Source organism: Streptomyces sp. CB02261, from assembly GCF_001905665.1.
Classification (GTDB): Bacteria; Actinomycetota; Actinomycetes; order Streptomycetales; family Streptomycetaceae; genus Streptomyces.
Map to the genome: position 1 here is coordinate 236,229 of NZ_LIVX01000006.1, position 24,575 is coordinate 260,803.

15 protein-coding genes are annotated in these 24,575 nt (G+C 74.1%); 8 read left to right on the plus strand and 7 right to left on the minus strand.

Annotated features, from left to right (window positions below; genetic code table 11):
- The first annotated feature begins 230 nt into the window (after positions 1-230).
- Positions 231-1,148, plus strand: coding sequence for a SigB/SigF/SigG family RNA polymerase sigma factor (locus tag AMK29_RS21400; protein WP_079197026.1), 918 nt, complete (start codon positions 231-233; stop codon positions 1,146-1,148).
- Here AMK29_RS21400 and AMK29_RS21405 read toward each other — a convergent pair.
- The 5 genes from AMK29_RS21405 to AMK29_RS21425 form a co-directional block, all read right to left on the minus strand.
- Complete coding sequence (locus AMK29_RS21405) at positions 1,096-1,569, minus strand: ATP-binding protein (protein WP_073815307.1); 474 nt, start codon at positions 1,567-1,569, stop codon at positions 1,096-1,098. The two genes, AMK29_RS21400 and AMK29_RS21405, sit on opposite strands and share 53 nt — an antisense overlap.
- The gene (locus AMK29_RS21410; protein ID WP_073815310.1) at positions 1,553-1,972 is read right to left on the minus strand and encodes an STAS domain-containing protein; all 420 of its coding nucleotides are present in this window, start codon (positions 1,970-1,972) and stop codon (positions 1,553-1,555) included. Before AMK29_RS21410 ends, AMK29_RS21405 begins: the two co-directional genes overlap by 17 nt.
- Before the next feature lie 170 nt (positions 1,973-2,142).
- Positions 2,143-2,346 (minus strand): cold-shock protein, encoded by a 204-nt coding sequence (locus AMK29_RS21415; protein WP_030213732.1) that lies wholly within the window; start codon positions 2,344-2,346, stop codon positions 2,143-2,145.
- A 187-nt stretch (positions 2,347-2,533) separates the two neighbouring features.
- Positions 2,534-3,298: a GntR family transcriptional regulator gene (locus AMK29_RS21420; RefSeq protein ID WP_073815311.1), complete on the minus strand. Its 765-nt coding sequence runs from the start codon at positions 3,296-3,298 to the stop codon at positions 2,534-2,536.
- An 18-nt stretch (positions 3,299-3,316) separates the two neighbouring features.
- On the minus strand, positions 3,317-4,084 hold the full coding sequence (locus AMK29_RS21425) for a GntR family transcriptional regulator (protein ID WP_073815313.1): 768 nt from the start codon (positions 4,082-4,084) through the stop codon (positions 3,317-3,319).
- Positions 4,085-4,257: 173 nt separating this feature from the next.
- Between AMK29_RS21425 and AMK29_RS21430 the strand changes: the two genes are divergently transcribed.
- The 5 genes from AMK29_RS21430 to AMK29_RS21450 are packed head-to-tail and all read left to right on the plus strand — an operon-like array spanning position 4,258 to position 10,212.
- Positions 4,258-5,517, plus strand: coding sequence for an extracellular solute-binding protein (locus AMK29_RS21430; RefSeq protein ID WP_073815315.1), 1,260 nt, complete (start codon positions 4,258-4,260; stop codon positions 5,515-5,517).
- Entirely contained in the window at positions 5,514-6,413 is a 900-nt protein-coding gene (locus tag AMK29_RS21435) for a carbohydrate ABC transporter permease (RefSeq protein WP_073815318.1), read from the plus strand. Before AMK29_RS21430 ends, AMK29_RS21435 begins: the two co-directional genes overlap by 4 nt.
- On the plus strand, positions 6,410-7,243 hold the full coding sequence (locus AMK29_RS21440) for a carbohydrate ABC transporter permease (protein ID WP_073815320.1): 834 nt from the start codon (positions 6,410-6,412) through the stop codon (positions 7,241-7,243). The genes AMK29_RS21435 and AMK29_RS21440 overlap by 4 nt, the downstream gene beginning before the upstream one ends.
- 9 nt (positions 7,244-7,252) lie before the next feature.
- Positions 7,253-8,737, plus strand: coding sequence for a beta-N-acetylhexosaminidase (locus AMK29_RS21445; protein ID WP_073815322.1), 1,485 nt, complete (start codon positions 7,253-7,255; stop codon positions 8,735-8,737).
- Positions 8,738-8,784: 47 nt separating this feature from the next.
- Entirely contained in the window at positions 8,785-10,212 is a 1,428-nt protein-coding gene (locus AMK29_RS21450) for a cellulose binding domain-containing protein (protein WP_073815324.1), read from the plus strand.
- A 66-nt stretch (positions 10,213-10,278) separates the two neighbouring features.
- On the opposite strand, the gene AMK29_RS21455 is transcribed toward AMK29_RS21450, so the two are convergent.
- A complete protein-coding gene (locus AMK29_RS21455; protein ID WP_073815326.1) occupies positions 10,279-10,647 on the minus strand; it encodes a fic family toxin-antitoxin system, toxin component in 369 nt (122 codons plus the stop codon).
- A 16-nt stretch (positions 10,648-10,663) separates the two neighbouring features.
- The gene (locus tag AMK29_RS21460) at positions 10,664-10,891 is read right to left on the minus strand and encodes a hypothetical protein (RefSeq protein ID WP_073815328.1); all 228 of its coding nucleotides are present in this window, start codon (positions 10,889-10,891) and stop codon (positions 10,664-10,666) included.
- Between the two features lie 69 nt (positions 10,892-10,960).
- Between AMK29_RS21460 and AMK29_RS21465 the strand changes: the two genes are divergently transcribed.
- Both AMK29_RS21465 and AMK29_RS21470 read left to right on the plus strand, forming a co-directional pair.
- Positions 10,961-11,509: a flavoprotein gene (locus tag AMK29_RS21465; protein ID WP_073815330.1), complete on the plus strand. Its 549-nt coding sequence runs from the start codon at positions 10,961-10,963 to the stop codon at positions 11,507-11,509.
- 128 nt (positions 11,510-11,637) lie between these two features.
- Positions 11,638-24,501, plus strand: coding sequence for a hybrid non-ribosomal peptide synthetase/type I polyketide synthase (locus tag AMK29_RS21470; protein WP_073815332.1), 12,864 nt, complete (start codon positions 11,638-11,640; stop codon positions 24,499-24,501).
- The last annotated feature ends 74 nt before the right edge of the window (positions 24,502-24,575 follow it).

Below are 24,575 nucleotides of genomic sequence, written 5' to 3' on the forward strand. Positions count from 1 at the left end.
CGACGGAAAGCGCCCCGGACGATGTCCGGGGCGCCGTCGTGCGCGGGCACGATACGCCCCGGGGCGCGGATGCAGTAGTGGCGGCGGCACACATGCGCGATGTGCCGCAGAATCGTGTCAAATGACATCGAAACGGGCATCCTCCTTCTAGGACGCTCGACTGACGGGACCCCCGCCGCTCGCTTCCGGGCCCGCGACGCAGGCCCACCGCCACCGTCGAAGGAGCTTTCATGTCCACCGTCGGAGACCGCTCGGTCACCTCGCACCTCGCGCCGGAAGCCGCTGGTTCGCCGGCGGCCGTGACGCGCCGGGCGGCGCTCGACGGCCTGCCCGAGCCGACCCGCCCCACCGCCGTCTCCACGGACGACGCCCGGACGCTGTCCGTCGCCCTCTTCGAGCGGCTACGGGTCCTCGAGGAGGGGACGCCGGAGCACGCCTACGTCCGGAACACCCTGGTAGAGCTCAACCTGAGCCTGGTCAAGTTCGCCTCCCGCCGGTTCCGGAACCGCGCCGAGCCCGTGGAGGACATCATCCAGGTCGGCACGATCGGCCTGATCAAGGCGATCGACCGCTTCGACCCCGAGCGCGCCGTGGACTTCTCCGCCTTCGCGCTGCCGACCATCGTCGGCGAGATGAAACGATTCTTCCGTGACACCAGCTGGGCGGTACGGGTGCCCCGACGCCTCCAGGAGATGCGGATCGACCTGGCCAAGGCGGCGGACACCCTGGAGCAGGGCCTCGGCCGACGCCCCAGCCGCGCGGAACTGGCGGCACAGCTGCACCTGACGGAGGACGACGTCACCGAGGGCCAGCTCGCGGCGCACGGCTACGCCGCCCGGTCCCTGGACGCCCCCGCGGGCGACGAGGAGTCGGCCCCCGGCGCGAGCCCGCGGCACCTCGCCACCTGCGAGCCCTCGTACGAGCTGATCGAGTCCCTCACGTCGTTGCGACCGCTGCTCGACCGGCTTCCGGAGCGCGATCGGACCATCCTCGAACTGCGTTTCGGCGAGGAGCTCACCCAGGCGGAGATCGGTCGGCGGATCGGCCTCTCCCAGATGCACGTCTCGCGCCTGCTGACCCGGATCCTCCAGGAACTCAGGACGGGTCTCCTCCAGGAGGACTCTCCTGCGGACGGGACGGACGGCTGATCTCCAGCCACACCACCTTGCCCGTCGCCCCGCTCCCCCTGTCCTCGCTGCCCCAGTCGCCGGCCAGCCGGTCGAGCACCATCAGCCCGTGACCGCCGGGCAGCGCGGGCGACCGGGCCTTCTGGACGCGGGGGTGCTCGGGGCTCGGGTCGGCCACCTCGACGCGCAGTCCGCCCCGCCCGTGCCGCAGGACCAGCTCCTCCGGTCCGCCGGCGTGCAGACACGCGTTGGTGACGACCTCCGACACCAGGAGCAGCACGTCCTCGACCCGCTGTTCCGCCTCTTCGGTCTCCGGGGGGATCCAGCCCCAGTCCGTCAGCGCGGCGGCGGTGAAGTCCCGACAGCGCGACACCACGCCCCGGGTCCCGTACAGCGCGAGCCGGCGGACCTGCTCCGGGGGGCCGTCAACACTCTCGGACATGACGCCCGCCGCCTTCGTGGCCGGGCGCGGAGAGTGCCTCGTCCGTGCTCTCGTACACCTGGAAGACGCCCCGAGCTCCGGTGATGTCGAACATCCGGTCGACCGGTGGCCGCAGTCCGGCGAGGTCCAGCCTCCCGCCCGCCTCCACGATCCGCATACGGGCTCTGAGCAGCACATTGAGTCCGGAGGAGTCGCAGAACCCGAGGCCGGAGCAGTCGACGATGAACCGCTCGCTGCCGTCCCCCTGCTCCAGGGCCTCCCGCAGCGGCTCGACGCCGTCGCGGTCGAGCTCGCCCGCCAGCACCAGCACGACGGCTTCCCCGCCCGGCGCGGGCCGGACGTCCACCTCGAACCGGCCGGTCAGGTACCCCTCCCCCGGCTCCATCCGCTCCTCGTCCACCATGCGCTCACCAGCCTTCTCGTTACCTTTTGCCCTTTCTACACCCACGCCATGCCCCCGCCGTCTCCGCTCCGCCCGATGTGAGCGGCGGCGCGTGGCGCACGTGCCGTGGCACGCAGACGGCGCCCGTACGAGGTGCGGGCGCCGTGGAAGCGGGATGCGCTGGGCCGGGGTCAGCCGCGGACGATGTTCTCCGCCTGCGGGCCCTTCTGGCCCTGCGTGATGTCGAAGGTCACGGCCTCGCCCTCGGTGAGCTCGCGATAGCCGTTGCCCGAGATGTTGGAGTAGTGAGCGAAGACGTCCGGTCCGCCTCCGTCCTGGGCGATGAAGCCGAAGCCCTTCTCGGAGTTGAACCACTTCACGGTGCCGCTGGCCATGCTCGTCCTTCTGGTCAATCCGGCAACGGCCCACGCATCGGGCCGCTGCGGAGCCCTCTTGCGGGCGTCCACTCCAGTCCTCCCCCGCACCGCCCGTCCCTACACTCTCCATTCCGATCTTCTTACAGCTCTTCTGGCGGCTGCCCCGTGGCGCTGTTCTCGGCGGCCCCGCCGAGCGCGGCGAGCGTCACTCCACCGACTCCCACCACGCCCCGCCCCGGGCCTCCCCGGCTCGCGGCAGGTCGGTCACGCCCTCACGGAGGGCGAGCCGGGAGACGATGCGATAGCGGTCGCCCCGGTACAGCGAGCGGACGTACTCGACCGGCCTGCCGGTGGTGTCGGAGGTCGTGCGGTCGAAGAGCAGGGCGGGCGAGAGGACCGGCACGTCGAGGAGGGCCGCCTCCTCCTCGCTCAGCACGGTCGGCTCGATGGACTGGACGGCGTGCGCGGCACGGATGCCGCGCTTCTCGCGCAGGTGGGCGTAGAAGCCGCCCTCCATGTCGGCGGCGGTGAGCCCGGGCACGAGGTCGGCCGGCAGATACAGGTGCTCCAGGGCGATCGGAGCGCCGTCGACCCGGCGGAGGCGGGTGACGTGCACCAGCTCCGCCGCCGGGGAGAGCGTCAGCTTGCGGCCGATCCGCGCACCGGCCCGTACGGTACGGAGTTCGAGGACCGAGCTCGTCCAGGCGCCCCGGCCCCGGGGTGCCCCGGCCGTGTGGTGCTCGGCGACCAGTTCCTGGGTGATCTTGTCGGGTGCCACGAACATGCCCCGTCCGTGCTCCCGTACGAGCAGGCCCGTGGCGACGAGTTCGTCGACGGCCGCGCGCAGGGTGGGGCGGGAGACCCCGAGGGTGGCGCAGAGGGTGCGCTCGGAGGGGATGGCGTCGCCGGGGCGGCGTCCGTCGATCACGGTCAGCAGATGCTGCCGCACCCGCTCGCGCTTGAGTTCCATCGCGTCCCCTCCCCGGTGTCAGTATGCATCTCCCTCGGTCGAGGAGGTCACGAGGCCGTCGCGGGTGAAGTCGAGCCGGGAGACGATGCGGTAGCGGTCGCCGCGGTAGACCGAGTGGACGTACTCGACGGGGCGGCGGGCGGTGTCGAGCGTGAGGCGTTCGATCAGCAGCGCGGGCGAGAGGACGGGGACGTCCAGGAGCGCGGCCTCGTCCTCGCTGACGACGGTGGGCTCGATCGACTGGGTGGCCTCCTGGACGTGGACCCGGTGGTGCTCCCTCAGGTGGTCGTAGAGGTCGCCGGCTTCGAGTTCCTCGGGGGTGAGCGCCGCTCCCACCAGGTCCGCGGGGATGTGGAGGTGCTCGATGGCCATGGGGGCGCCGTCGACCAGGCGGAGCCGTGCGACGTAGAGCAGTTCGGCGGCGGGCGAGAGCCGGAGCCTGCGTCCGATGCGGGCGCCGGCCCGGATGGTGGCGGACTCCAGGACGGTGCTCGACCAGCTGCCCGAGGCGCGCGGGACGGTGAAGGCGGCGTCGTCCGGGGCGAGCCGCTGAGTGATCTTGGCGGGGGCGACGAACATGCCGCGGCCGTGCTCCCGCACCAGCGCGCCCGTGGCGACGAGTTCGTCGACGGCCGCGCGCAGGGTGGGGCGGGAGACCCCGAGGGTGGCGCAGAGGGTGCGCTCGGAGGGGATGGCGTCGCCGGGGCCTCCTCCTTCGATCAGGCCCAGCAGATGCTCCCGAACCCGCTCCCGCTTCAGCACCCCGCTGGAGGAGCCGTCCTTCATGCCACTCTCCTGACTGGTCAACTGGTAAGTCCGATACTAACGGCCTCCGTTGCGCTGTGGATGAGTGAACAGCTCATGTTTTTCAAGGGATTGACGGCTCCACCGGTCCATGCCACCTTCTGGTCACACACCTGACCACTTGACCAATTGGTCAACCATGCATCGAGGTGCCCGTGAAGACACGCCCCCTCTCCGGCCCCGTCGCCCTCGCGGTGGCCGTCGCACTCGCCGCCACGGCCTGTGGCGGTCCCGGCGACCCGGTGACCTCCGGCGGACCGGAGAAGGTCACCGTATGGATCATGAAGGACAGCGTCACCGACGCCTTCCTCGACCGCTTCCGTTCCGGTTTCGAGGCGGAGCACAAGGACATCGACCTCGACATCCAGATCCAGGAGTGGGACGGCATCGGCGAGCGGGTCACGGCCGCCCTCGCCAGCAAGGACGCCCCCGACGTCATCGAGGTCGGCAACACCCAGGTCGCGCAGTACGCGGCGAGCGGCGGTGTGCGCGACCTCAGCGACAAGACCGCGGAACTGAACGGCGCCGACTGGCTCCCCGGCCTCGCCGAGCCGGGGAAGGTGGACGGCCGGCAGTACGGCATCCCCTGGTACGCGGCCAACCGTGTCGTGATCTACCACAAGGACCTGTTCGCCCGGGCGGGCGTCACCGCGCCGCCGAAGACGCAGGCCGAGTGGCTCGCCGTCACCGCGAAGCTCGACCGGGGCACCACCCAGGGCATCTACCTCCCCGGCCAGAACTGGTACACCCTGTCCGGCTTCGTCTGGGAGGAGGGCGGCGACCTCGCCGTCCAGGACGGCACCACGTGGAAGGGAGCGCTCGACACCCCGCAGGCTCTCGCCGGCATGGCCTTCTACGGCCGGCTCCAGGCGCTCGGCAAGGGCCCCAAGGACTCCGACGAGGCCAAACCCCCGCAGGCGGAGGTCTTCGCCAAGGGCGACGTCGCGCAGATCATCGCCGTCCCCGGCGGCGCGAAGATCGTCGAGGAGATCAACCCGGCGCTCAAGGGCAAGCTCGGCTTCTTCCCCGTCCCCGGCAAGTCCGCGGCGAAGCCCGGCGCGGTCTTCACCGGCGGCTCCGACCTCATCGTCCCCGAGGCCTCGACCCACCCCGACGCCGCCTACCAGGTGGTCAAGGCGCTGGCGGGCGAGAAGTGGCAGACGGACATGGCGCGGACCATGAGCTACGTCCCCAACCGCACCTCCCTCGCCCATGTCATCCAGGACGACGAGGGCACGGCTGCCATGGCCGCCGGCGCGGCCCAGGGCCGGGCGACGCCGAACTCCCCGCAGTGGGCGGCCGTCGAGGCCACCAACCCGATCAAGCAGTACATGACCGCCGTGCTCACCGGCACCGATCCCGCGCGGGCCGCCGCGACGGCGTCGCAGAACATCACCAAGACCCTCGGCTCGTGAGACGGCCGCACGGGCCGGCCCTCCGGCCCTACCTCCTGGTCGCTCCCACCGTCCTCGGCGGAGTACTCCTCCTCGGATACCCCCTCGTCCGCAATCTGCTGATCTCCTTCCAGGAGTACGGCATGGGCGAACTCATCCGCGGCGGCGCCGGGTTCGTGGGGCTGCGCAACTACCGCACGGTCCTGACCGACCCCGAGTTCTGGGAGGTCGTGCGCCGCACCTTCTGGTGGACGCTGGTCAACGTCACGCTGATCATGGCGATCGGCACCCTGGTCGCCCTGATGATGCAGCGGCTCGGCCGGTGGATGCGCGTCCTGGTGACGAGCGGGCTCGTCCTCGCGTGGGCGAGCCCGGTCATCGCCACCACGACCGTCTTCCAGTGGCTCTTCGCCTCCCGCCTCGGGGTGGTCAACTGGGTTCTCGTCCGGCTCGGGTTCGAGTCCTTCGAGGGGTACTCCTGGCTGGCCGACGGTCCCGCCGCGTTCACCGTCCTGGTCCTGCTCGTGGTCTGGCAGTCGGTGCCGTTCGCCGCCATCACGCTGCACTCGGCGCTGCTCACCGTTCCCGCCGAGCTGTACGAGTCGGCCCGGCTCGACGGGGCCGGCGCCTGGCGGATCTTCCGCTCGATGACCCTGCCCCTCCTGCGGCCGATCTTCGGTCTCGTCCTCTGCCTTGAGGTCATCTGGGTCTTCCGCTGCTTCGCCCAGATCTGGGCCGTGACCAAGGGAGGGCCCGGCGAGGCGACGACCACCCTGCCCGTCTACGCCTACCAGGTCGCCAGGTCCCTGCACCGGTACGACCTCGGGGCCACCGTCTCCACCCTCACCGTCCTCCTGCTCGTGGCCGTGCTCCTCGCCTACTTCCGCCAGATGCTCCGACAGGAGGCCGACCGGTGACACCGCGCGCCCTGCGCCGACTCCCCCTGAACACCGCCGCGGCCCTCGTCTTCGTCCTGGCCGTCTTCCCGGTGTACTGGATGGTCCTCACCGCCTTCCGGCCCACCCGCGACATCCAGTCCGAGACCCCGAGGTTCCTGCCGGGCTCCGTCACCCTGGAGCACTTCCGGAACGCGGTGGCGGCCGACGGCTTCTGGGTCTTCTGGCGCAACAGCCTGCTCGTGACCGCGGGGTGCGTCCTGCTCGCGCTCGTGGTGGCGCTCGCCGCCGCCTTCGCCGTCGCCCGGATGCGCTGGCGCGGTCGGCGCGGGTTCATCCTCATGGTCTTCGTCGCCCAGGTGGCGCCGTGGGAGGCGCTGTTGATCCCGATGTACGTGATCGCCCGGGACGCCGACCTGCTCGACCGGCTCGCGACCCTCAGCCTGGTCTACTTCATGATCACCCTGCCGTTCACCATCGTCACCCTCCGCTCCTTCCTCGCCGCCGTCCCGGCCGAGCTGGAGGAGGCCGCGCAGGTCGACGGCTGCACCCGGGCCACGGCCTTCCGGCGGGTCACCCTCCCCCTGCTCGCGCCCGGTCTGCTCGCGACCTCGCTCTTCGGCTTCATCACCGCCTGGAACGAGTTCGCCTTCGCCAACATGCTGATCATCAAGAACCAGGACGACCGCACCCTGCCCGTATGGCTCTCGTCCTTCTCCAACGTCTTCGGCACCGACTGGGGCGCCACCATGGCCGCCTCCACCCTCTTCGCCCTGCCCGTCCTCGTCCTCTTCCTGGTCCTGCAAGGCCGGGTCGCCGCCGGAATGACCGGCGGAGCCGTGAAGGGATAACGCCCCGCGATGCCCCTGCCCCGACTCGTTCCCGAACCCACCCACCTGTCGTCCCTGCCCGGCACGTTCACCTTCGACGCCACGACCGCGCTCAAGGTCTCGCCCGGCGCCGGCGCCGCCGCCGGACTCCTGCGCGCCCTCCTCGGACCGGCCACGGGGCTGCCGCTGCCCGCGCGCCCCGACGGCTCCGTCGTCCTGGCCGTCGACCCCGCCCTCACCGGCCTCGGCGAGGAGGGCTACGGCCTCACCGTCGGCGCCGAGGGGGTACTGCTGCGAGCAGCCCGCCCGCAGGGCCTCCTCGCCGGCGTCCAGACGCTGCGCCAACTGCTGCCCGTCGAAGCCCTCCACGGCGCACCGGTGCCCGGCGTCGCCTGGTCCGTCCCCTGCGTGCAGATCACCGACGTCCCCCGCTTCCCGTGGCGCGGCTCCATGCTCGACGTGGCCCGCCGCTTCCGTCCGGTCTCCTACCTGCGGCGCTACGTCGATCTCCTCGCCCTCCACAAGCTCAACGTGCTCCACCTCCACCTGACCGACGACCAGGGCTGGCGCATGCCGGTCGCCGCGCTCCCCCGGCTCACGGAGGTCGGCGGCCTGCCGCACGGAGGGGCGTACACCCGCGCCGAACTGACCGGTCTGGTCGCGTACGCGGCGGAGCGCGGTGTCACCGTCGTCCCCGAGATCGAGATGCCCGGTCACGTCCGGGCGGCGCTCGCCGCCTACCCCGAGCTCGGTAACCACCCCGGCCGCACCTATGACGTCTGGGACCGGTGGGGCGTCTGCGACACCATCCTCGGCGTCCACGACGAGGCCCTCGACTTCTGCCGCACCGTCCTCGACGAGGTCATGGACGTCTTCCCCTCCCCGTACGCCCACATCGGCGGCGAGGAGTGCCCCACCACCGAGTGGCACACCTCCCCCGCCGCCCTCCGCCGGGTCGCCGAGGAGGGGCTGCCGGGCCCCGACGCCCTGCACGGCTGGTTCATGGAGCGGGTCGGGCGCCACCTCCGCGACGCCGGCCGCGTGCCGCTCTCCTGGACCGAGAACGGAGCCGACCTCCCGCCGTACTTCACGGTGATGCCCTGGCGGGACGCCGACCACGGCCGCATCGCCGTCCGCCGGGGCCACCGGGTCGTCATGGCACCCCACCGGACCACCTATCTCGACTACCCCCAGTCGGCCAGCCCGGCGGAGCCGCCCGGCCAGGCCGGCGAGGTCGTCGACCTGCGCACCGTCCACGGCAACGACCCGGCGCCCGCCGACTGGACGCCCGAGGAATCCGCCCGGGTCCTCGGCGCCCAGGCCCAGCTGTGGACCGAGTACGTACCCACCGACGCGCACGCCGAGTACCTCACGTTCCCCCGGCTCTGCGCCCTGGCCGAGGTCGTCTGGACGGGCCGCCGCGACTGGCCCGGCTTCCAGGAGCGCCTCCGCCACCACAGGACCCGGCTCGACGCCCTCGGGGTGCCGCGCCGGCTGTCCCCCGCGTCCCCGTGACCACCCCCCGTACCCCCGCTCCACCCCACCCAAGGAGAGGAATCCCCATGAGCGACCCGACGAGGACCAGGAAGCTGCGGCTCCGCGCCGCGCTCGCCGTCGCCGCGGTGACCGGGCTCGGCGCCACCGCCCTCACCGCGCTCCCGGCCGCGGCGGCCGGCGAGACCGTCACCGTCCAGTACCGGCAGAGCGCCACCGGGAGCGACCAGGTCGAGCCCTGGCTCAAGGTGGTCAACACCGGTACGACGAGCGTGCCGTTGAGCCAGGTCAAGGTGCGCTACTACTTCAAGGCCGACGCGGGAGCCTCGTACACCTACGCCTGCTCCTGGGCCGTGAAGGGGTGCGCGAACCTCACCGGCACCTTCGGCACCCTGGCCAACCCCACCGCGACCGCCGACCGCTACCTGGAGGTCGGCTTCACCGCCGGCGCCGGCTCGCTCGCCCCCGGCGCGGACACCGGCGACATGCAGCTGCGCTTCCACCGCTCCAACTGGCAGCCGCTCAACCAGAACGACGACTACTCCTTCGGGCCGGACCGGACCACGTACGCGAACTGGTCGAAGGTCACCGCGACCGTCGGCGGCGTGCCGGTCTGGGGCACCGCCCCCGCCGGCAACGAGCCCACCCCCACGCCGACGGACCCGACCACACCGCCGCCCACCGGAGGAGCGGCGCTCTTCGACGACTTCGACTACACCGGGCACACCGACCCCGCGATCAACGCGCACGGCTGGAGCGTGCGCTCCAACTCCGGCGGCCCCGGCGTGCCCGGCGCCACCTGGGCCCCCGAGAACGTCACCTTCGCCAAGGAGGGCACGAACTCGATCATGAACCTGCGGACCTCGACCGCCGGGACCGGCGAGTCGACCCGCCACACCGAGATCCTCACCCGGGCGACCAAGTTCAAGAACGGGACGTACGCGGCGCGCGTCCGCTTCTCCGACGCGCCGCTGTCCGGCCCGGACGGCGACCGCGTCGTCCAGACCTTCTTCACCATCAACGACCTCAAGGCCCCGATGGCCGACGACTACGCCGAGTACGACTTCGAGTACCTCCCCAACGGCGGCTGGGGCGAGCCCGCCAACATCCTCTACACCACGTCCTGGGAGACCTACCGGCCCGACCCGTGGGAGGCCGTCAACGCGCACTCCGAGGTACGGGCCAGCTACGCCGGCTGGCACGACCTCGTCGTGACCGTCGACGACACGGCGATCGTCTACTACGTCGACGGCCAGGAGTTCGGCCGGCACGACTCCCGCTACATCCCGGAACGCCCCATGTCGATCAACTTCAACCAGTGGCTGATCGACCTGGCCGGGCAGACGTCGACGACACCGCGCGCCTACGACCAGAAGGTCGACTACGTCCTGCACGTGAAGGACCAGGTCCTGACGCCGGCCCAGGTGGCCGCCAAGGTCAGCGCGTACCGCTCGGCGGGCACGAAGTTCGAGGACTCGGTGCCGGCCGCGCAGTAGCGGGACCGGTACGGCGGACAGGCAGGCAGGGGCCGGGCCACGGGACCACCGTGGCCCGGCCACCCGTCAGCGGGTCCACTCCTTCAGGACGGCCGCGACCCCGCGGACGTCGATACGGCACTCGGCCACCCGCTCGACGAGGTCGATGGCCTCCTCCGCCGTCACAGCGACCGGGAAGCCGGAGGCGTGGAGGTAGGCCGCCGCGACGACGACGCCGTACAGCTCGTTGGAGTGCTCGAGGGCCGGGACGCGCACGAACTGCTCCAGGAGCGCGGCGGCCCGGTGGTGCGGCTGGTCGTAGACCGGGATGTCCATCACACGGAACACGTGCCGGGCGCGGGCGGCCTCGAACGATCCCCAGTCGGCGATCTCCGGGTCGCCGGGAATCTCCGACTGGGCGACGTCGAGCAGCCAGGACAGATCTATCCGCAGCAACGGTCCGGACCCCGGCTCAGGCGGCGTCGGCGCCGCCCCGCGCGGGGCCGCCGAACCGCTCCGCGAAGGCCTTGCCGTGCTGGTCGACGAAGGAACGGGCGCCTTCGACGAACCGTGCGCGTGTCAGGTCGGCGTCCAGGACCCGGCCCGCGTAGTCCTCGGCGGGCACGTGCCGCTCGGCCGCGGCCCGCTCCAGCGCCTCGTACGCCTCGTCGCTGATCTCGATCCTGATCTCCCGTGCCATGCCACCACGGTAGCGGTCCGCCGCCGGGCGCGGCAGGGGGCGGACGACGGCCTGTGATCGGATAGGGCCATGGATTCTCGGACCCTGTACCTGTTCAGCAGCGCGGCCCCGCCGGTCTTCGACGTCGCCCGGGTCATCGAGGAGGCCCAGGCCGACGGCTGGGACGTCTGCCTCGGTCTCACACCGACGGCCGCCCGCTGGCTCGCGCACTCCCTCGACGGCCTCGCCGTGCTCACCGGCCACCCGGTGCGCTGGGACTACGGATTCCCCGGCGATCCGGACCCGTGGCCACGCCCGGACGCGATCGTCGTCGCGCCGGCCACGTTCAACACGGTGAACCAGTGGGCGCTCGGGATCACGGACAAGTGGCTCGTCGGGGTGGTCGCCGAGGGCATCGGGAAGGGGATCCCGATGGCGCTGATGCCGTGCGTGAACGCCGCCTTCACCGCGCATCCCCAGTTCGAGCGCTCCGTCGAGACGCTCAGGGGCGCCGGGGTGCGGGTGCTGTACGGCGAGGGCGCGTTCTCGCCCCACGGCCCGGGCCAGGGAGACCCGGCGACGTTCCCGTGGCGCGTCGCCCTGGACGCCGTGATGGACGTCCTCGACGTCTCCCCCTGACATCACTCCCCCCGCCGGCGCCCCGAGGCGGATCAGTCATCATTGCCGCAGAACAGACCGGACCGGGGGCGGTCGCTCCACCGCGGACGGTGAAGGGCCCGCCGCCCGGTGGATCCACGGGGGCGTTGATGCGGGGAAGCGACGAGACGGTACTGCTGGACGTCCTGGCCGGTGCGGCCGGGGCCGCGCCCGGCCAGGTGATCGTCCATGTGGCGGGGGACGGCGGTGAACGGGCCGTCACCCTTCGCGCGCTCCTCGCCGACGCGCTGAGCGTCGCCGGAGGACTCCTCGACGCGGGGCTCGCGCCGGGGAGCCACGTGCTGGTGCCGGCCGAACGGAGCGAGGAGTTCCTGCCCCTGTTCTGGGGCGCCGTTGCCGCCGGTCTCGTCCCGGTTCCGCTCGCCCCCGACGTACGTCGGGTCCTGCCCGTCTGGGAGTTCCTCGGCCGGCCGCCGGTGGCCGTCGGCGCGTCCACCGCGCCCCTGCTCGACGCCCTGCCCGAGTCCGTACGCCCGCTCACGCTCGGCGCCCTGCGGGAACACCCCGCTCCCCCGCGGCTGCCCGAACGCGCTCCCGACGACGTGGCGTTCCTGCAGTTCTCCTCGGGCAGCACGGGGGCGCCCAAGGGGGTCGAGCTGACCCACGCGGCCGTCCTCGCCAACCTGGCGCAGATCCGCGCCGCGGCGGGCATCACCGCCGAGGACGTCCTCGCCACCTGGATGCCGTACTTCCACGACATGGGGCTGATCGGCACCCATCTCGTGCCGCTGTCGGCGCGGATCAAGCAGGTGCGGATCGAACCCCTCACGTTCGCCAAGCGGCCCGTACGGTGGCTGGAGGCGGCGGAACGGCACCGGGCGACGCTGCTGTCGGCCGCCAACTTCGCGCTCGCCCTCGTCGAACGGCGCGTCCCCCAGGATGCGCTCGCGCGCCTCGACCTGACACATGTGCGGATGATCCTGGTGGGCGCGGAGCCGATCTCACCGGCCGTGTGGCGGAGCTTCGTCCGGCGGATGGAGCCCACGGGTCTCGCGGCGGACGCGCCGCAGCCCGTGTACGGCCTCGCGGAGGCCACGCTCGCCGTCACCTTCCCGCCCCCCGGAGAAGTCGCGCGGCCGCTCGCCCTGGACCGGGCCGCGCTCGGCGAAGGGCGAGCGGTGGACACCGTGCCCGGGCCCGGCGCGGTGGAGCTGATGGACGTCGGCCGTCCCGTGCCGGGGTGCGCCGTGCGGATCACCGACGACACGGGCACGCCCGTCGGGGACCGCCGCGTCGGCCACATAGAGGTCCGGGGCCCGCAGGTGGCCCGGGGTTACCACCGCGCTCCGGAGGCGACGGCGGAGGCGTTCGGGGCGGGGTGGCTGCGCACCGGCGACCTGGGTTTCCTGCGCGGGGGGCGGCTCTGCGTGACGGGCCGCTCCAAGGACGTCGTCTTCGTCGACGGGGGTACGTTCCACTCCGCCGACCTGGAGGAGGTGGCCGCCGGCACACCGGGGCTCGGGCGGGGCCCGGTCGCCGTCGTGGGCTCCACCGGTCCCGGCGGCGACGGGGAACGGGTGGTGGTCTTCGTCGCCCCCGGCCCCGGGCCCGTGTCCCCGGATCTCCTGCGGGAGGTCGGTAACCGGGTCCGTGGGGCTCTGGGCCACGACGACGTGCGGGTTCTGGCGCTGCCCGCCCGGGCGTTCCCGCGCACGACGAGCGGCAAGCTCCGGCGCGGGGTGCTGCGCGACCGCTTCGAGCGCGGGGAGTACCCGCAGATCTCGGAGCGGGGCGCGACGGGGTCCGGGGGCGGGGTGGTGGGAGTCGGGGTGGTGCCGGGGGCCCGGGCGGCGGGAGTCGGGACAGCGCCGGGGGGCGACGCGGCTCCGGAGCACCGTGGCCGGCCCGGGCGGTCGGCGCGGCAGCCCGTACCCCGGTCCCTGTCCGAGGTCGAGACCGTCGTCCTCGGGGTCTGGGCCCGGGTCCTGGGGCTCCCCGCCGAGGAGATCGGGCCCCACGACGACTTCCGCGCGCTCGGGGGCTCGTCGCTCAAGGCCATGGAGGTCCTCGCCGGACTGGAGGACGCGTTCGGCGTGGCGCTGCGTCCGGCCGACATACGCGACCACGCAACGGTGGCCTCGCTCGCCGGGATGCTCGTCACGGCCGTCCCGTCCGACGGACCGGCCGACGGCGTGTCCGACGGCTCGGCCCACAGCTCAGCCGGCAGTTCGTCCCGCAGCTCTCGCGACGGCTCTCCCGACGGCTCGGTCGGTGATGTGTCCGGCGGCTTCCCCGACGGCTCGGTCGGCGGCTTCACCGGCGGCTCGGCCGACAATGCGTCCGGCACGTCTCGCGGCGGCTCGTCCGACAGCTTTCCCTGCGGCTCTGTCGGTGATGTGTCCGACGGCTCTCCCGACGGCGCGGTCGGCAGCTTCACCGGCGGCTCGGCCGACGATGCGACCGGCGGCTCGTCCGGGGGCTCGGCCGACGGGTTCGTCGGCGGCTCTGGCGGTCAGCCCTCCGGCGGGGTCCCGTCGTCTCCCTCCCGCGGCAGGGCCGAGCCCGTGGTCGCCGTGTCCGCGGTGGCCTGTCGTTTCCCCCGGGCCGACACCCCCGAGGCGTTCTGGGAGCGGCTCGCCGAGGGCTATGACGCCGTCACCGGCGTGCCCGCGGGGCGGTGGCCGGACGCCGCGGACGGGGATGGCCGGTGGGGCGCCTTCCTCGACGACCCGGCCGGATTCGACGCCGAGTTCTTCGGCATCGGGGACGAGGAGGCCCGGACGGCGGACCCCCAGGCGCGGATCCTCCTGGAGCTCGCGCACGAGGCCCTGGAGCGGGCCGGGTACGCGGGACCGCGACGGCGGGGACGCCGGGTGGGTGTCTTCGTCGCCTCAGGGGACAGCGGCTACCGGAAGATCCTGGAACAGGCATATGGCGAGCGGGAGTTGCCGGTCTCCGCACTCACCGGAAACCTCCCCAACATGCTTGCCGCCCGGGTCGCGCACTGCCTCGACCTGACCGGGCCCGCGCTCGCGGTCGACACCGCCTGCTCGTCGGCGCTGGTCGCGTTGCACCTGGCGCGCAGGAGCCTCCAGGCGGGCGAGTGCGACGTCGCGGTCGTCGGCGGCGTCCACCTCAACCTGACTCCCGGCGGGTACGCGCTCCTGGAGAAGGCGCAGGCGCTCTCCCCGACCGGGCGGTGCCACGCGTTCGGCGCGGCGGCCGACGGCTTCGTCCCCGGTGAGGGCGGCGCGGCGCTGGTCCTGACACGTCTCGACGAGGCGGAGAAGGCCGGTGATCCGGTCCTGGCGCTTCTCCGCGGCACCGCCGTGAACAACGACGGCCGTTCGCTGAGCCTGATGGCTCCCAACCCCCTGACGCAGGGGGACGTCATCACGCGGGCGTACCGGGACGCGGGCGTCGACCCCGACAGCGTCACCTACGTCGAGGCGCACGGCACGGGTACGCCGGTCGGTGACCCCGTCGAGGTGCGCTCGCTCGCGCACGCCTTCCCGCCGCGCGCCGACGGGCGGCCCCGGCTGCTCGGCTCGGTCAAGACCAACGTCGGGCATCTGCTGAACGCCGCCGGCATGCCGAGCCTGGTGAAGGTGGTGCTCGCCCTCGGACGGCGCCGGCTGCCTCCGTCCGCGCATGCCGCGGCCCGCGCGCCCGCACTCGACCTGGCGGGTTCCGGCTTCGCCCTGCTGGAGGAGGAGCGGGACTGGGTGGCGCCCGGCCCGCTGGTCGCGGGGGTCAACGCGTTCGGCTTCGGCGGCACCAACGCCCATGCCGTACTGGAGGAGGCACCCTCCCGGCCCCCGTACCGTCCGGCGGCAGCGGTGTCGTGCGGACCCCGGCTGCTCACCCTGTCGGCGCACGGGCGTGACGGGCTGCGCGCCGCCGCGACGGGGCTCGCGGATCATCTGCGGGCCCATCCGCGGCTCGACGAGGGCGACGTCTGCGCCACCGTCGCCGCGGCCCGCGACGAAGGACCCGACCGTCTCGCCGTCGTCGCCGACGGCGACCTCGCCGCCCGCCTCGACGCCGCTCCGCTCGACGCCCCGGTGCGGTCGCGGGCACGTCTGGTGGTTCTCCTTCCCGGGCAGGGCGTACGGCCGCTCGGTCAGGCCCGCGCCCTGTACGCGGACGCACCCGCGTTCCGGGAGGCGCTCGACGAGGCGTCGGGGCACGCCGGGCTCATCCGTGGCCGCAGCCTTGCCGCCTGGTGTCTCGACACCGACGTCCCGCCCGGCGCGCTCGCCGGTACCGAGGTCGCGCAGCCGCTCCTCGTCGCCTACGGCGTCGCGCTCGCCCGCCAGGTCCGGGCGTGGGGCATCACACCGGACGCGGTGGCGGGACACAGCGTCGGTGAGATCACCGCCGCGTGCGTCGCCGGGACGCTGTCGGTCGCCGACGCCGTGCGGTTCGCCGCCGAACGCGGCCGGCTGATGACGGAGCTGTGCGCGCCCGGTGCCATGGCGGCGGTCCGCTGCGACGAGGACGCGGTCGCCCGGCTGGTGGCCGACGCCCGGGGCTCGCTGAGTGTGGCCGCGGTCAACGGACCCGACCAGCTCGTCCTGGCCGGGACGGACGCGGCGGTCGACGGCGCCCTCGCGGAACTGGCCGCCCGGGGGATCGCGGCTCGCCGCCTGGACGTGTCCAGGGCCTTCCACTCCCCCCTGATGGATCCGGCGCTCGGCCCGCTCGCCGACGCGGCGCGTGGCCTCACGCTCCGGCCGTCGGAGACACCTCTGCTCAGCACGGTGACGGCCGCGTGGGGACCAGCCCTCGACCCGGCGTATCTGAGGGACCACGCACGGCGCCGGGTCCGCTTCGGCGCGGCCGTGGACCGCCTGCTGACCGAGGGGTACGACACGTTCGTCGAGCTCGGCTCCACCTCTCTCCGTGGATCCGTGCGCGCCGTCGGGGCGGCGCATCCGCGCCGAGCCCGGGTGCTCGCGCTCACGGCGGGGGACCGGGACGGCGCGCGGGGGCTGCTGGAGGACGTCGGCCGACTCTGGCAGCGGGGCGTGCCTCTGGACCGTACGGCCATGGACACCGGGCGGGCCCGGGTCACCGTACCCACGTATCCGTTCCGGCGGCGCCGCCACTGGCCCGCCGGCGTCCCCGGCTCCCGGCCGTTGCTGCACCGGTTCGGATGGGACGACGCCCCGCTGACGCCCGGTCCCGGACCGCGCACCGTCCTCCTGGCGGGGCCGGACTCGCCGCTCGCCCGCGCCTTCGCGGAGCGGCTCGCCGGCAGGGGTGTCACGGTGCGACGGGCCGGGGACCCGCTGCCCGAGGGTTCTCCGGCTCCCGAAGCCGCCGTGCTGCTCGCCGGTCCGGCCGTGGCGCCGGACTCCGCGTCGGCGCTCGACGCGGCCCACCGCGCCATGGTGACCGAACTGCGGGACCTGCTTCCGGAGCTGGCGCTCCACCGCCCTCGCGTGCTCGTCGTCACCGAGGACGTCCATGCCACCGGTGCCGCACCGGAGCGCCCGCGCCCGGCCCAGGCGGTGCTGACCGGCCTGGCCCTGGCGCTGCCGCAGGAGTTGCCCGGTGTCGAGGCCCACGGCGTCGACCTGTCCTCCCTGGACGACGTCGCGGTACGGCTGGACGCGCTCGACCACGAACTGTCGGCGCGGAGCGTGCCGCCGGGCGGTGACGGGGGCGGGTTCCGGCCGGCGCCCGCCGTCGCCTGGCGTGTGGGCCGCCGTCTGGGCCTGACCAGCCGACCGGTCATCGCCGGGGCCGGGGCGGGGGAGGCGCTGCCGGTCGACGGCGTGTACCTGATCACCGGAGGAGCCGGCGGCGTCGGTGGCGCGCTCGCCCGCGACCTCGCCCGGCGGGGGCGGCCGACGCTGGTCCTCACAGGCCGCTCGGCGGTGCCGCCCGCCGGGCTCCTCGCCGAACTCCGTGCGCTCGGCGCCACCGTGGAGTACCGCGCCGCCGACGTGTCCCGCGACGCCGACGTCGACGCGCTCCTCGCCGGTCTGCCGCGCCTGGACGTCCTGATCCACGCGGCCGGTACGGTCCGCCCGGGCACGCTGCGGGCCAAGTCGGCCGACGACGTGGCCGAGGTGCTGGCGGCCAAGACGCGGGGCACCCTCCTGCTCGCGCGCGGGCTCCTGGCGCACGGGTTGCGCCCCGCCGTGTGCGTGGCCCTCTCGTCGGTCGCCTCGGTTCTGCCCGGCCTGGCCGGGGCGATCGGTGACTACGCCGCCGCCAACGCGTACCTCGACGCCTTCGCCGCGGCCGAACGCGCGGCCGGCCGCCCCTGGCTGGCCGTGAACTTCGCCGCCTTCGCCGATACGGGACTGATGGCGAGGAGCGGCGCGCCGGCCCTCGGCACGGGTGTCGCGGGAGGCGCGCCGGCGTTCGGGACCGGTGGCGGTGCCGGCACGGCCGGTGGCGCGTCCGGCTTCGGTGTCGGTGCCGGGCGCGGGCCCGTGCCGCTGGAGACCGGGGACGCGCTCGACGCGTTGCGCGCCGCGTGTGGCGCCGACGCGGGCCGGATGATGGTGGCCGACCTGGAACCGGGCGGCGCTCCTCGTCGTATCCCGGCCGCCGCCGCCGTCGTACCTCCGGCCCCCGAAGCAGGGACGGAAGGGGCCTCCGCCGCCGCCGCCCAGGAGACGGGGCCTCGCCTCGACGGGGCCGGCGAGCTGCCGGGCGTGCTGCGCCAGTTGCTGTCCGAGGCGCTGCACGTGCCCCTGGACGACCTCGGGGACGACGTACCGCTGCTCGGCCTGGGGCTGGACTCGCTCATGGCCGTCGATCTCGTCAAGCGGCTGGAGACGGAGCTGGACCGTCCCCTGCCCATCACCCTGTTCTTCGAACACCGGACGCTGGGGGAGCTCGCCCGCCGGCTCGGAACCGAGGACGTCCCCTCCCCCACCCCCGGCCCCGGCCCCGGCCCGGACGCACGACCGGCGGGAACGGTCGGAGACGGCGTTCCCTTCTCCCTGACACCGGTCCAGCTCGCCTTCCACACCCTGGGTGAGATGTACCCGGACGTCGCCGCCTACGGGTACGTGACGCAGGACGTCCGTGGACCGCTCGACGCCGACGTGCTCGGTCGGGCACTCGGCCTGCTCGCCGAACGGCACGCGATGCTCCGTCTCCGGATCAGCCCCGGTGAGACCGCGCCCGCGCAGGTCGTCGTCCCGTCCGGCCACGAGCCCGTCCCCGGCTGGTACGAGGTACGTGACCTGCCGGGCGACAGTCCTGCGGAGGAGCAACTCGCGCGGCTCGAAGAGGACTTGCGCAACCGGCCGTTCGACCTCACCGCGCAGGCCCCGATCCGGGCGCTGCTCGCCCGCACCGGGTTCGCCGACTCGGCCCGTCTGATCATCGTGGTGCATCACGCCGCCGCGGACGGCTTCAGCCTGAACGTCCTCGGCGAGGACCTGTGGACGCTCTACACGGACCTTGCGCAGGGCCGGGCTCCCGAACTGCCGCCGCTCGCCACGCACTTCGCCGCCTACGCCGCGCACGAGCGGGCGGAACGGTCGGAGACCGCCCTCGCCGAGGACAGGGCGTACTGGCGCGAGGTGCTCGCCCACCGGGGTGAGCCTCTCGCGCTGCCCTACGACGGGGATCCGCTGGGGACGCCCGCTCCCCCGCTCCTCGCCCACCAGGTGACCCCTGCGCCCGGCCTGTCGGCCGCGCTGCGCGGGGCGGCCGCCGCGCACGGCGTGTCGCTGTTCCACCTGGCCCTGGCGGCGTACGCGCGCTGCCTGTCCCGGTGGAGCGGGGACCGGGAGGACGTGTCGGTCAACGTCGCACGGGCCCGCCGCGAGACCCGCCTCCCCGGCATCGACCGCCTCGTGGGGCCACTGGCCGACACCCTGCCGATCCCTGTCCGCGTGCGTCCGGACGACTCCGTACACGCGCTCGCGGTGCGCTTGCGCGACGCGTGGCCCGAGGGCGAACGGCACGGTCGGCTCACCAGCGCGGATATCGTCCGGCTCCTGCCCGTGGACGGGGCGGGGCCGCGTACCGCGGGGCCCGCGTCGTTCAGCTTCGCGCGGTTCCCGGTCTCCCTCGACCCCGCGTGCCCGGTACGGGTGCGCCCCACCTCGGCCGGAACGGCCTCCGCCGCCACCCGGCTGAGTCTGCTGTGCTGGGAGTCCGACGGGGAGCTATCGTTCTCGTGGAACTTCCCGGCCCGCCTGTTCGAGCGGACCACGATCGACCGGCTCGCCCGGGAACACCTGGCCGAACTCGAGGAAGCCGCCGGGCTTGTGAGGCCGGACGGGCTCGCGGAGACCGAGGGACTTACGGAGCCGGACGGGCTCGCGGAGACCGCTGGGCTCACTGAGCCGACCGGGCTCGCGGAGACCGCCGGGTTCGCGGAGACCGCCGGGCACACCGAGCCGACCAGGCTCGCGGAGACCGCCGGGTTCGCGGAGACCGCCGGGCACACCGAGCCGACCAGGCTCGCGGAGACCGCCGGGCACACGGAGCCGGACGGGCTCGCGGAGACCGCCGGGCACACGGAAGTCGCCGGGCTCACCGAGCCGGCGGCCTGCCCCGGCGTCGTACCCGGGCATGCGCCCTCGGACCCGCGTCCGGACGTCGTCGACCGGCTGTGCGCGCAGTTCCGCGCGACGCCGGACGCGGTGGCCGTCGACGCGGGCGACACCACCCTGACCTATGCCGAACTCGACCGGGCGTCCCGTGCGCTCGCCGGGCGCCTGCGCGCCGACGGCGTCGCCCCTGGTGACCTGGTGGGGCTCCTGACCGCCCCGGGCGCCGACACCGTGACGGGTGTCGTGGGCATCCTGCGGGCCGGAGCGGGCTGGGTCCCCCTGGACGCGGCCCATCCGCCCGCGCGCCTGGCCGACCAGCTGGAGCGGTCCGGAGCCCGTACCCTCGTCTGCCACGCGGAGACCCGCACATCGGCGGCGGACCTGGTCACGGCCACCGGCGTCACGCTCGTCATGGTCGACGATCCGGCGCCCGAACCGTCACCCCGTCCCGCGGAACTCCCCGCCCCGGGTGCCGACTCGCTCGCGTACGTGATCTTCACCTCCGGCTCCACCGGGCGCCCCAAGGCGGTGCCGATCACCCGGCGTTCGATGACCGGCTACCTCGACTGGGCGCTGGAGACGTTCGCGTACGGCCCGGGCGACCGGCTCGCGCAGACGGCGTCGGTCTGCTTCGACGCGTCGGTACGCCAGCTCCTCGCGCCCCTGCTCGTCGGGGCGACGGTGGTCACCCTGCCCCGGGAGCTGCTCCGCGACCCCGAGGCGCTGCTCGGCCACGTCGAGCGGGCCCGGATATCGGTGTGGAGCTCGGTCCCGAGCCTCTGGTCGCGGCTCCTCGAAGCCGCCGAGGCCCGGGTGCGGGAGGGCGCACCGCCGCCGGACCTGTCCGCCCTGCGCTGGGTCCACGTCGGCGGCGAGGCGCTTCCGCCCGCCCATGTGCGGCGCTGGTACGACCTGTTCGGCCCGGGGCAGCGGATCGCGAACCTGTACGGGCCCACCGAGACGACGATCAACGCCACGTGCCACATCATCGACCGCCGGCCCTCCGACGACGTGCGGATCCTGCCCATCGGCACACCCCGCGCCGGTACGGAGGTCGATGTCGTGGGGGCGGACGGCCGTCGCTGCGCACCGGGTGAGCCCGGCGAACTGCTCATCGCGGGCGCGGGGCTCACCCCCGGCTATCTCGGCGCACCGGAGCTGACGGCCGCCGCGTTCGTCGAGCGCGACGGGCGCCGGTGGTACCGCAGTGGTGACCGGGTGCGGCGCGACGGGGACGGTGTCCTGGAGTTCCTCGGCCGGCTGGACGACCAGGTGAAGGTCCGCGGGCACCGGGTGGAGCCGGGCGAGGTCGAGTCGGTGCTGCTCGCCCACCCGGCGGTCGCCCGCGCGGCCGTGGTCCTCCGTCAGGAGCGGCTGAGCGCATTCGTCGAGCGCCGGCCGGGCGAGCCGGCTCCGGAGCCCACGGCCCTGCGCGCCCATCTGGCCAGGACGCTGCCGGACTACATGCTCCCGGGCCGCATCCACGTCGTCGAGGACCTGCCGCTCACGGGAACCGGGAAGATCGACCGCGCCCGGCTCGGGGCACCCGGAACCGGGACCGGGTCGGATGCCGGGTCCTATGCCGGGGCGGGCATCGGCCGCGATGCCGCTTCGGACGGGCCCGTGGGCGGCGCGGTGACGGGGACACCGCCCTCGACGCCGACCGAGGTCCTGCTCGCCCGCGTCTGGTCCGAGCTCCTCGACAGGGACGAGGTACGGCGGGAGGACGACTTCTTCGAACTCGGCGGCGACTCCCTGCTCGTCCTCCAGGTGTTCGCGCGGCTGCGTGACGACATTCGGTCCCTGCCCAGGCCCACGGTCGTGTACGCCCACCGCACCCTGGCCGCTCTCGCCGCCGTCATCGACCGCACCTCCGAGGACACGGACGCCGGCGACACTGCGGGACCGGCTGCCGGGGACGGCGCGCACGGTCCTTCACCGTTCCCGCTCACCCCGTCCCAGCGCGGGTTCCTGCTCGCGGAGGCGATGGCGCCCGGCACGGACACGGCGTGGCTGTCGTGTCTGCGGATCGACGGGCCGCTGCGGCGCGAGGCGTTCCAGCGGGCCGTCGACGCCTGTGTGGTGCGGCACCCGATGCTGCGGACGGTCTTCCCCGCCGGCGCTCGCCCGCCGGTCCAGCAGGAGCTGCCGCCCGCGCTGCGGCTCCCGGTCGACTTCGAGACCCTCGCCGAACCCGGCCTCCTCGCGTCACGGATCGCCGAGGAGCGCGGGCGCCGCTTCGAGCCCTGGGCCTGGCCGCTGCTGCGCCTGCGACTGCTGACCCTCGGGCCCGGCGAGCACGCGCTCGTCGTCCACGCGCACCATCTGATCGGCGACGGGTACAGCGTGGCACTGCTCGGCCGGGAGCTGCTCTCCGTCTACGACCGGGTCGTACGGGGTGAGTCCGCCGAACTCCCGCCTCTGCGGGGCACGTTCCGGGACCATGTGGTCCTTCAGGAACGTCTGGCGTCCGCCGCCACGGTCAGGGCCCGGCTCGACGAGCCCTATCGGCGCCCGGTGCTCGGGGGCGGCGGCGGGGCGGGGCCCCGGGCCCGCGCCGGCACGGCACCGCCGTACCGCTCCACGGGGTTCACCCTCGACGCGGAGCAGGTCGCCGCCCTGCGCGGGATCGCCACCGCCGCGGGTACGACGCTCTTCGCGCCGGTCCTCACCGCGTACTACCGGACGCTGGCCGACACGACCGGGCAGGACGACCTGATCCTCGGTCTGGCCGTCTCCGGCCGGGACGAGGCGCTGCGCGACGCCCACGGGGTGTTCGGACCGTACGCCTCCGCCGTGCCGCTGCGGCCGGGTCCGCCGCGCGGTGCGGGAGGGACGGGCCGCACGTTCGCCGAGGACCTGCGGGCGGTCGTGCGGGAGGTCGAGGCGGCACGTACGGTGGGAGCCGGGGTCTCCCGGGGGGACGGCGGGCTGCCGCCGGCCGCTCAGTTCTTCTTCACGTTCCTGGACTTCTCGTCCCTCGGTCCGCTGGGCGGCGACACGCTGCGCCTGCGGTGGGACGACGGTGACGCGGTCCTCGCGCCTCCTCCGGTGGGCACGGACACGTTCCTCGCGGTGCGGCCGGTCGGTGCGGGAGAACTGCGGGTGACGCTTCGCGCGTCCACCGACGCCTTCCCCGACGAGGCGGGCTTCGACGCGTTCGCGGGCGCCCTGCGGAGCGGGATGACGGTGGGCGTCCGGGCCACGGTGGCTTCCGTGCCCGTGCCGGTGCCGGCTCCGGGCCAGGGCTCCGCCGCTCGGGCCGCGGTGACTCCGGTGCCACGGTCGGCGGCGGGTCCGGGCTCCTCCCTCGGTGCGCCCTCAGGCTCCGCTCTCAGGGCGTCCCTGGACCCCACTCCCGGCGCCTCCCTGGACGCCGCCCTCGTGGGGTACCTTCCCCCGCCCGGTGCGCTTGCCGCACTCGGCGGGCCGGGGGTCGGGGCGGCATCGCGTGAGGAGCTGCGGCGGCTGCTCTTCCCCGGTGGGCGTCCCCGGCTCGTGGAGGACATCGGCACGCCATTGGGGCGGTCGGGATTCGTCTGCCTCCCGCTGTTCGCCGACGAGCTGGCGTCGACGCCCGACCTGGCCGCGCGCACGGCCCGAGCCGTCGAGCACGCGGCGGCGCTGGGGGCCCGGTGTGTCTCCCTCGCGGGCATGATCCCGTCCCTCACCGCGTACGGCTTCGGCGTCCTGCGCGAGACGGACGGGCCGACCGCCGTCACCACCGGGCACGCGGCGACGGCGGTGTCCGTGGTGAAGACCGTCCGTGCCGCGCTCGCGCGGACGGGCCGTGAACTCGGTGAGCTGGTCGTCGCGGTGGCCGGTCTGGGCTCCATCGGCGGCTCGTCCCTCGAACTGCTCCTCGCGCAGGCCGCCGGGCCTCCCCCGCGGCTGCTCCTGTGCGACGTCACGGGCAGTGCGCCGCGGTTGCGGCGCCTGGCCGACGACCTGACCGCCAGGGGTCTGGCCCGGAACGTGGAGGTCCATGAGGCCGGTCCGGCGCTGCCGGCCGCCCTGTACGAGGCGGATCTGCTGGTCACGGCCGTCAGCGGGGGCGGGACGGTGCTCGACGTGGCGCGGCTCCGGCCGGGCTCGATCGTCGTCGACGACTCGTTCCCGCACTGCTTCGACGCCCCGGCGGCTCTGGCGCGGATGCGGGAGTGGCGGGACGTGCTGATCGTCGGCGGAGGTCTGCTGTCCGTCGGGACGGTGGAGCGCCGCACGGCTCCGGGGCTTCCGCCCGCCGTCGCGGCGGGGTACGCGGCGAGGTCGTGGCTGCCCGGCACGATCGCCTCGTGCCGGCTGGAGTCACTGCTGCGCGCCGCGCGTCCCGAACTCCCGCTGGTCCACGGACTGGTGGACGGCGGGATGGCGGCGGCCCACTGGCGGGTCATGGAGGCGGCGGGCGTGGAAGCGGGCCCGCTGCACCTGCTCGGGCACGCCGTGGGCGTGGAGGACGGCGATCGGACCGTCGTGTAGGCGGCCCGGCGCTCCCCTCACCGCGGCCCGGAGCAGCGCCGGGAGGGTTCGTACGACGGGGGGCAGGCTCTCGC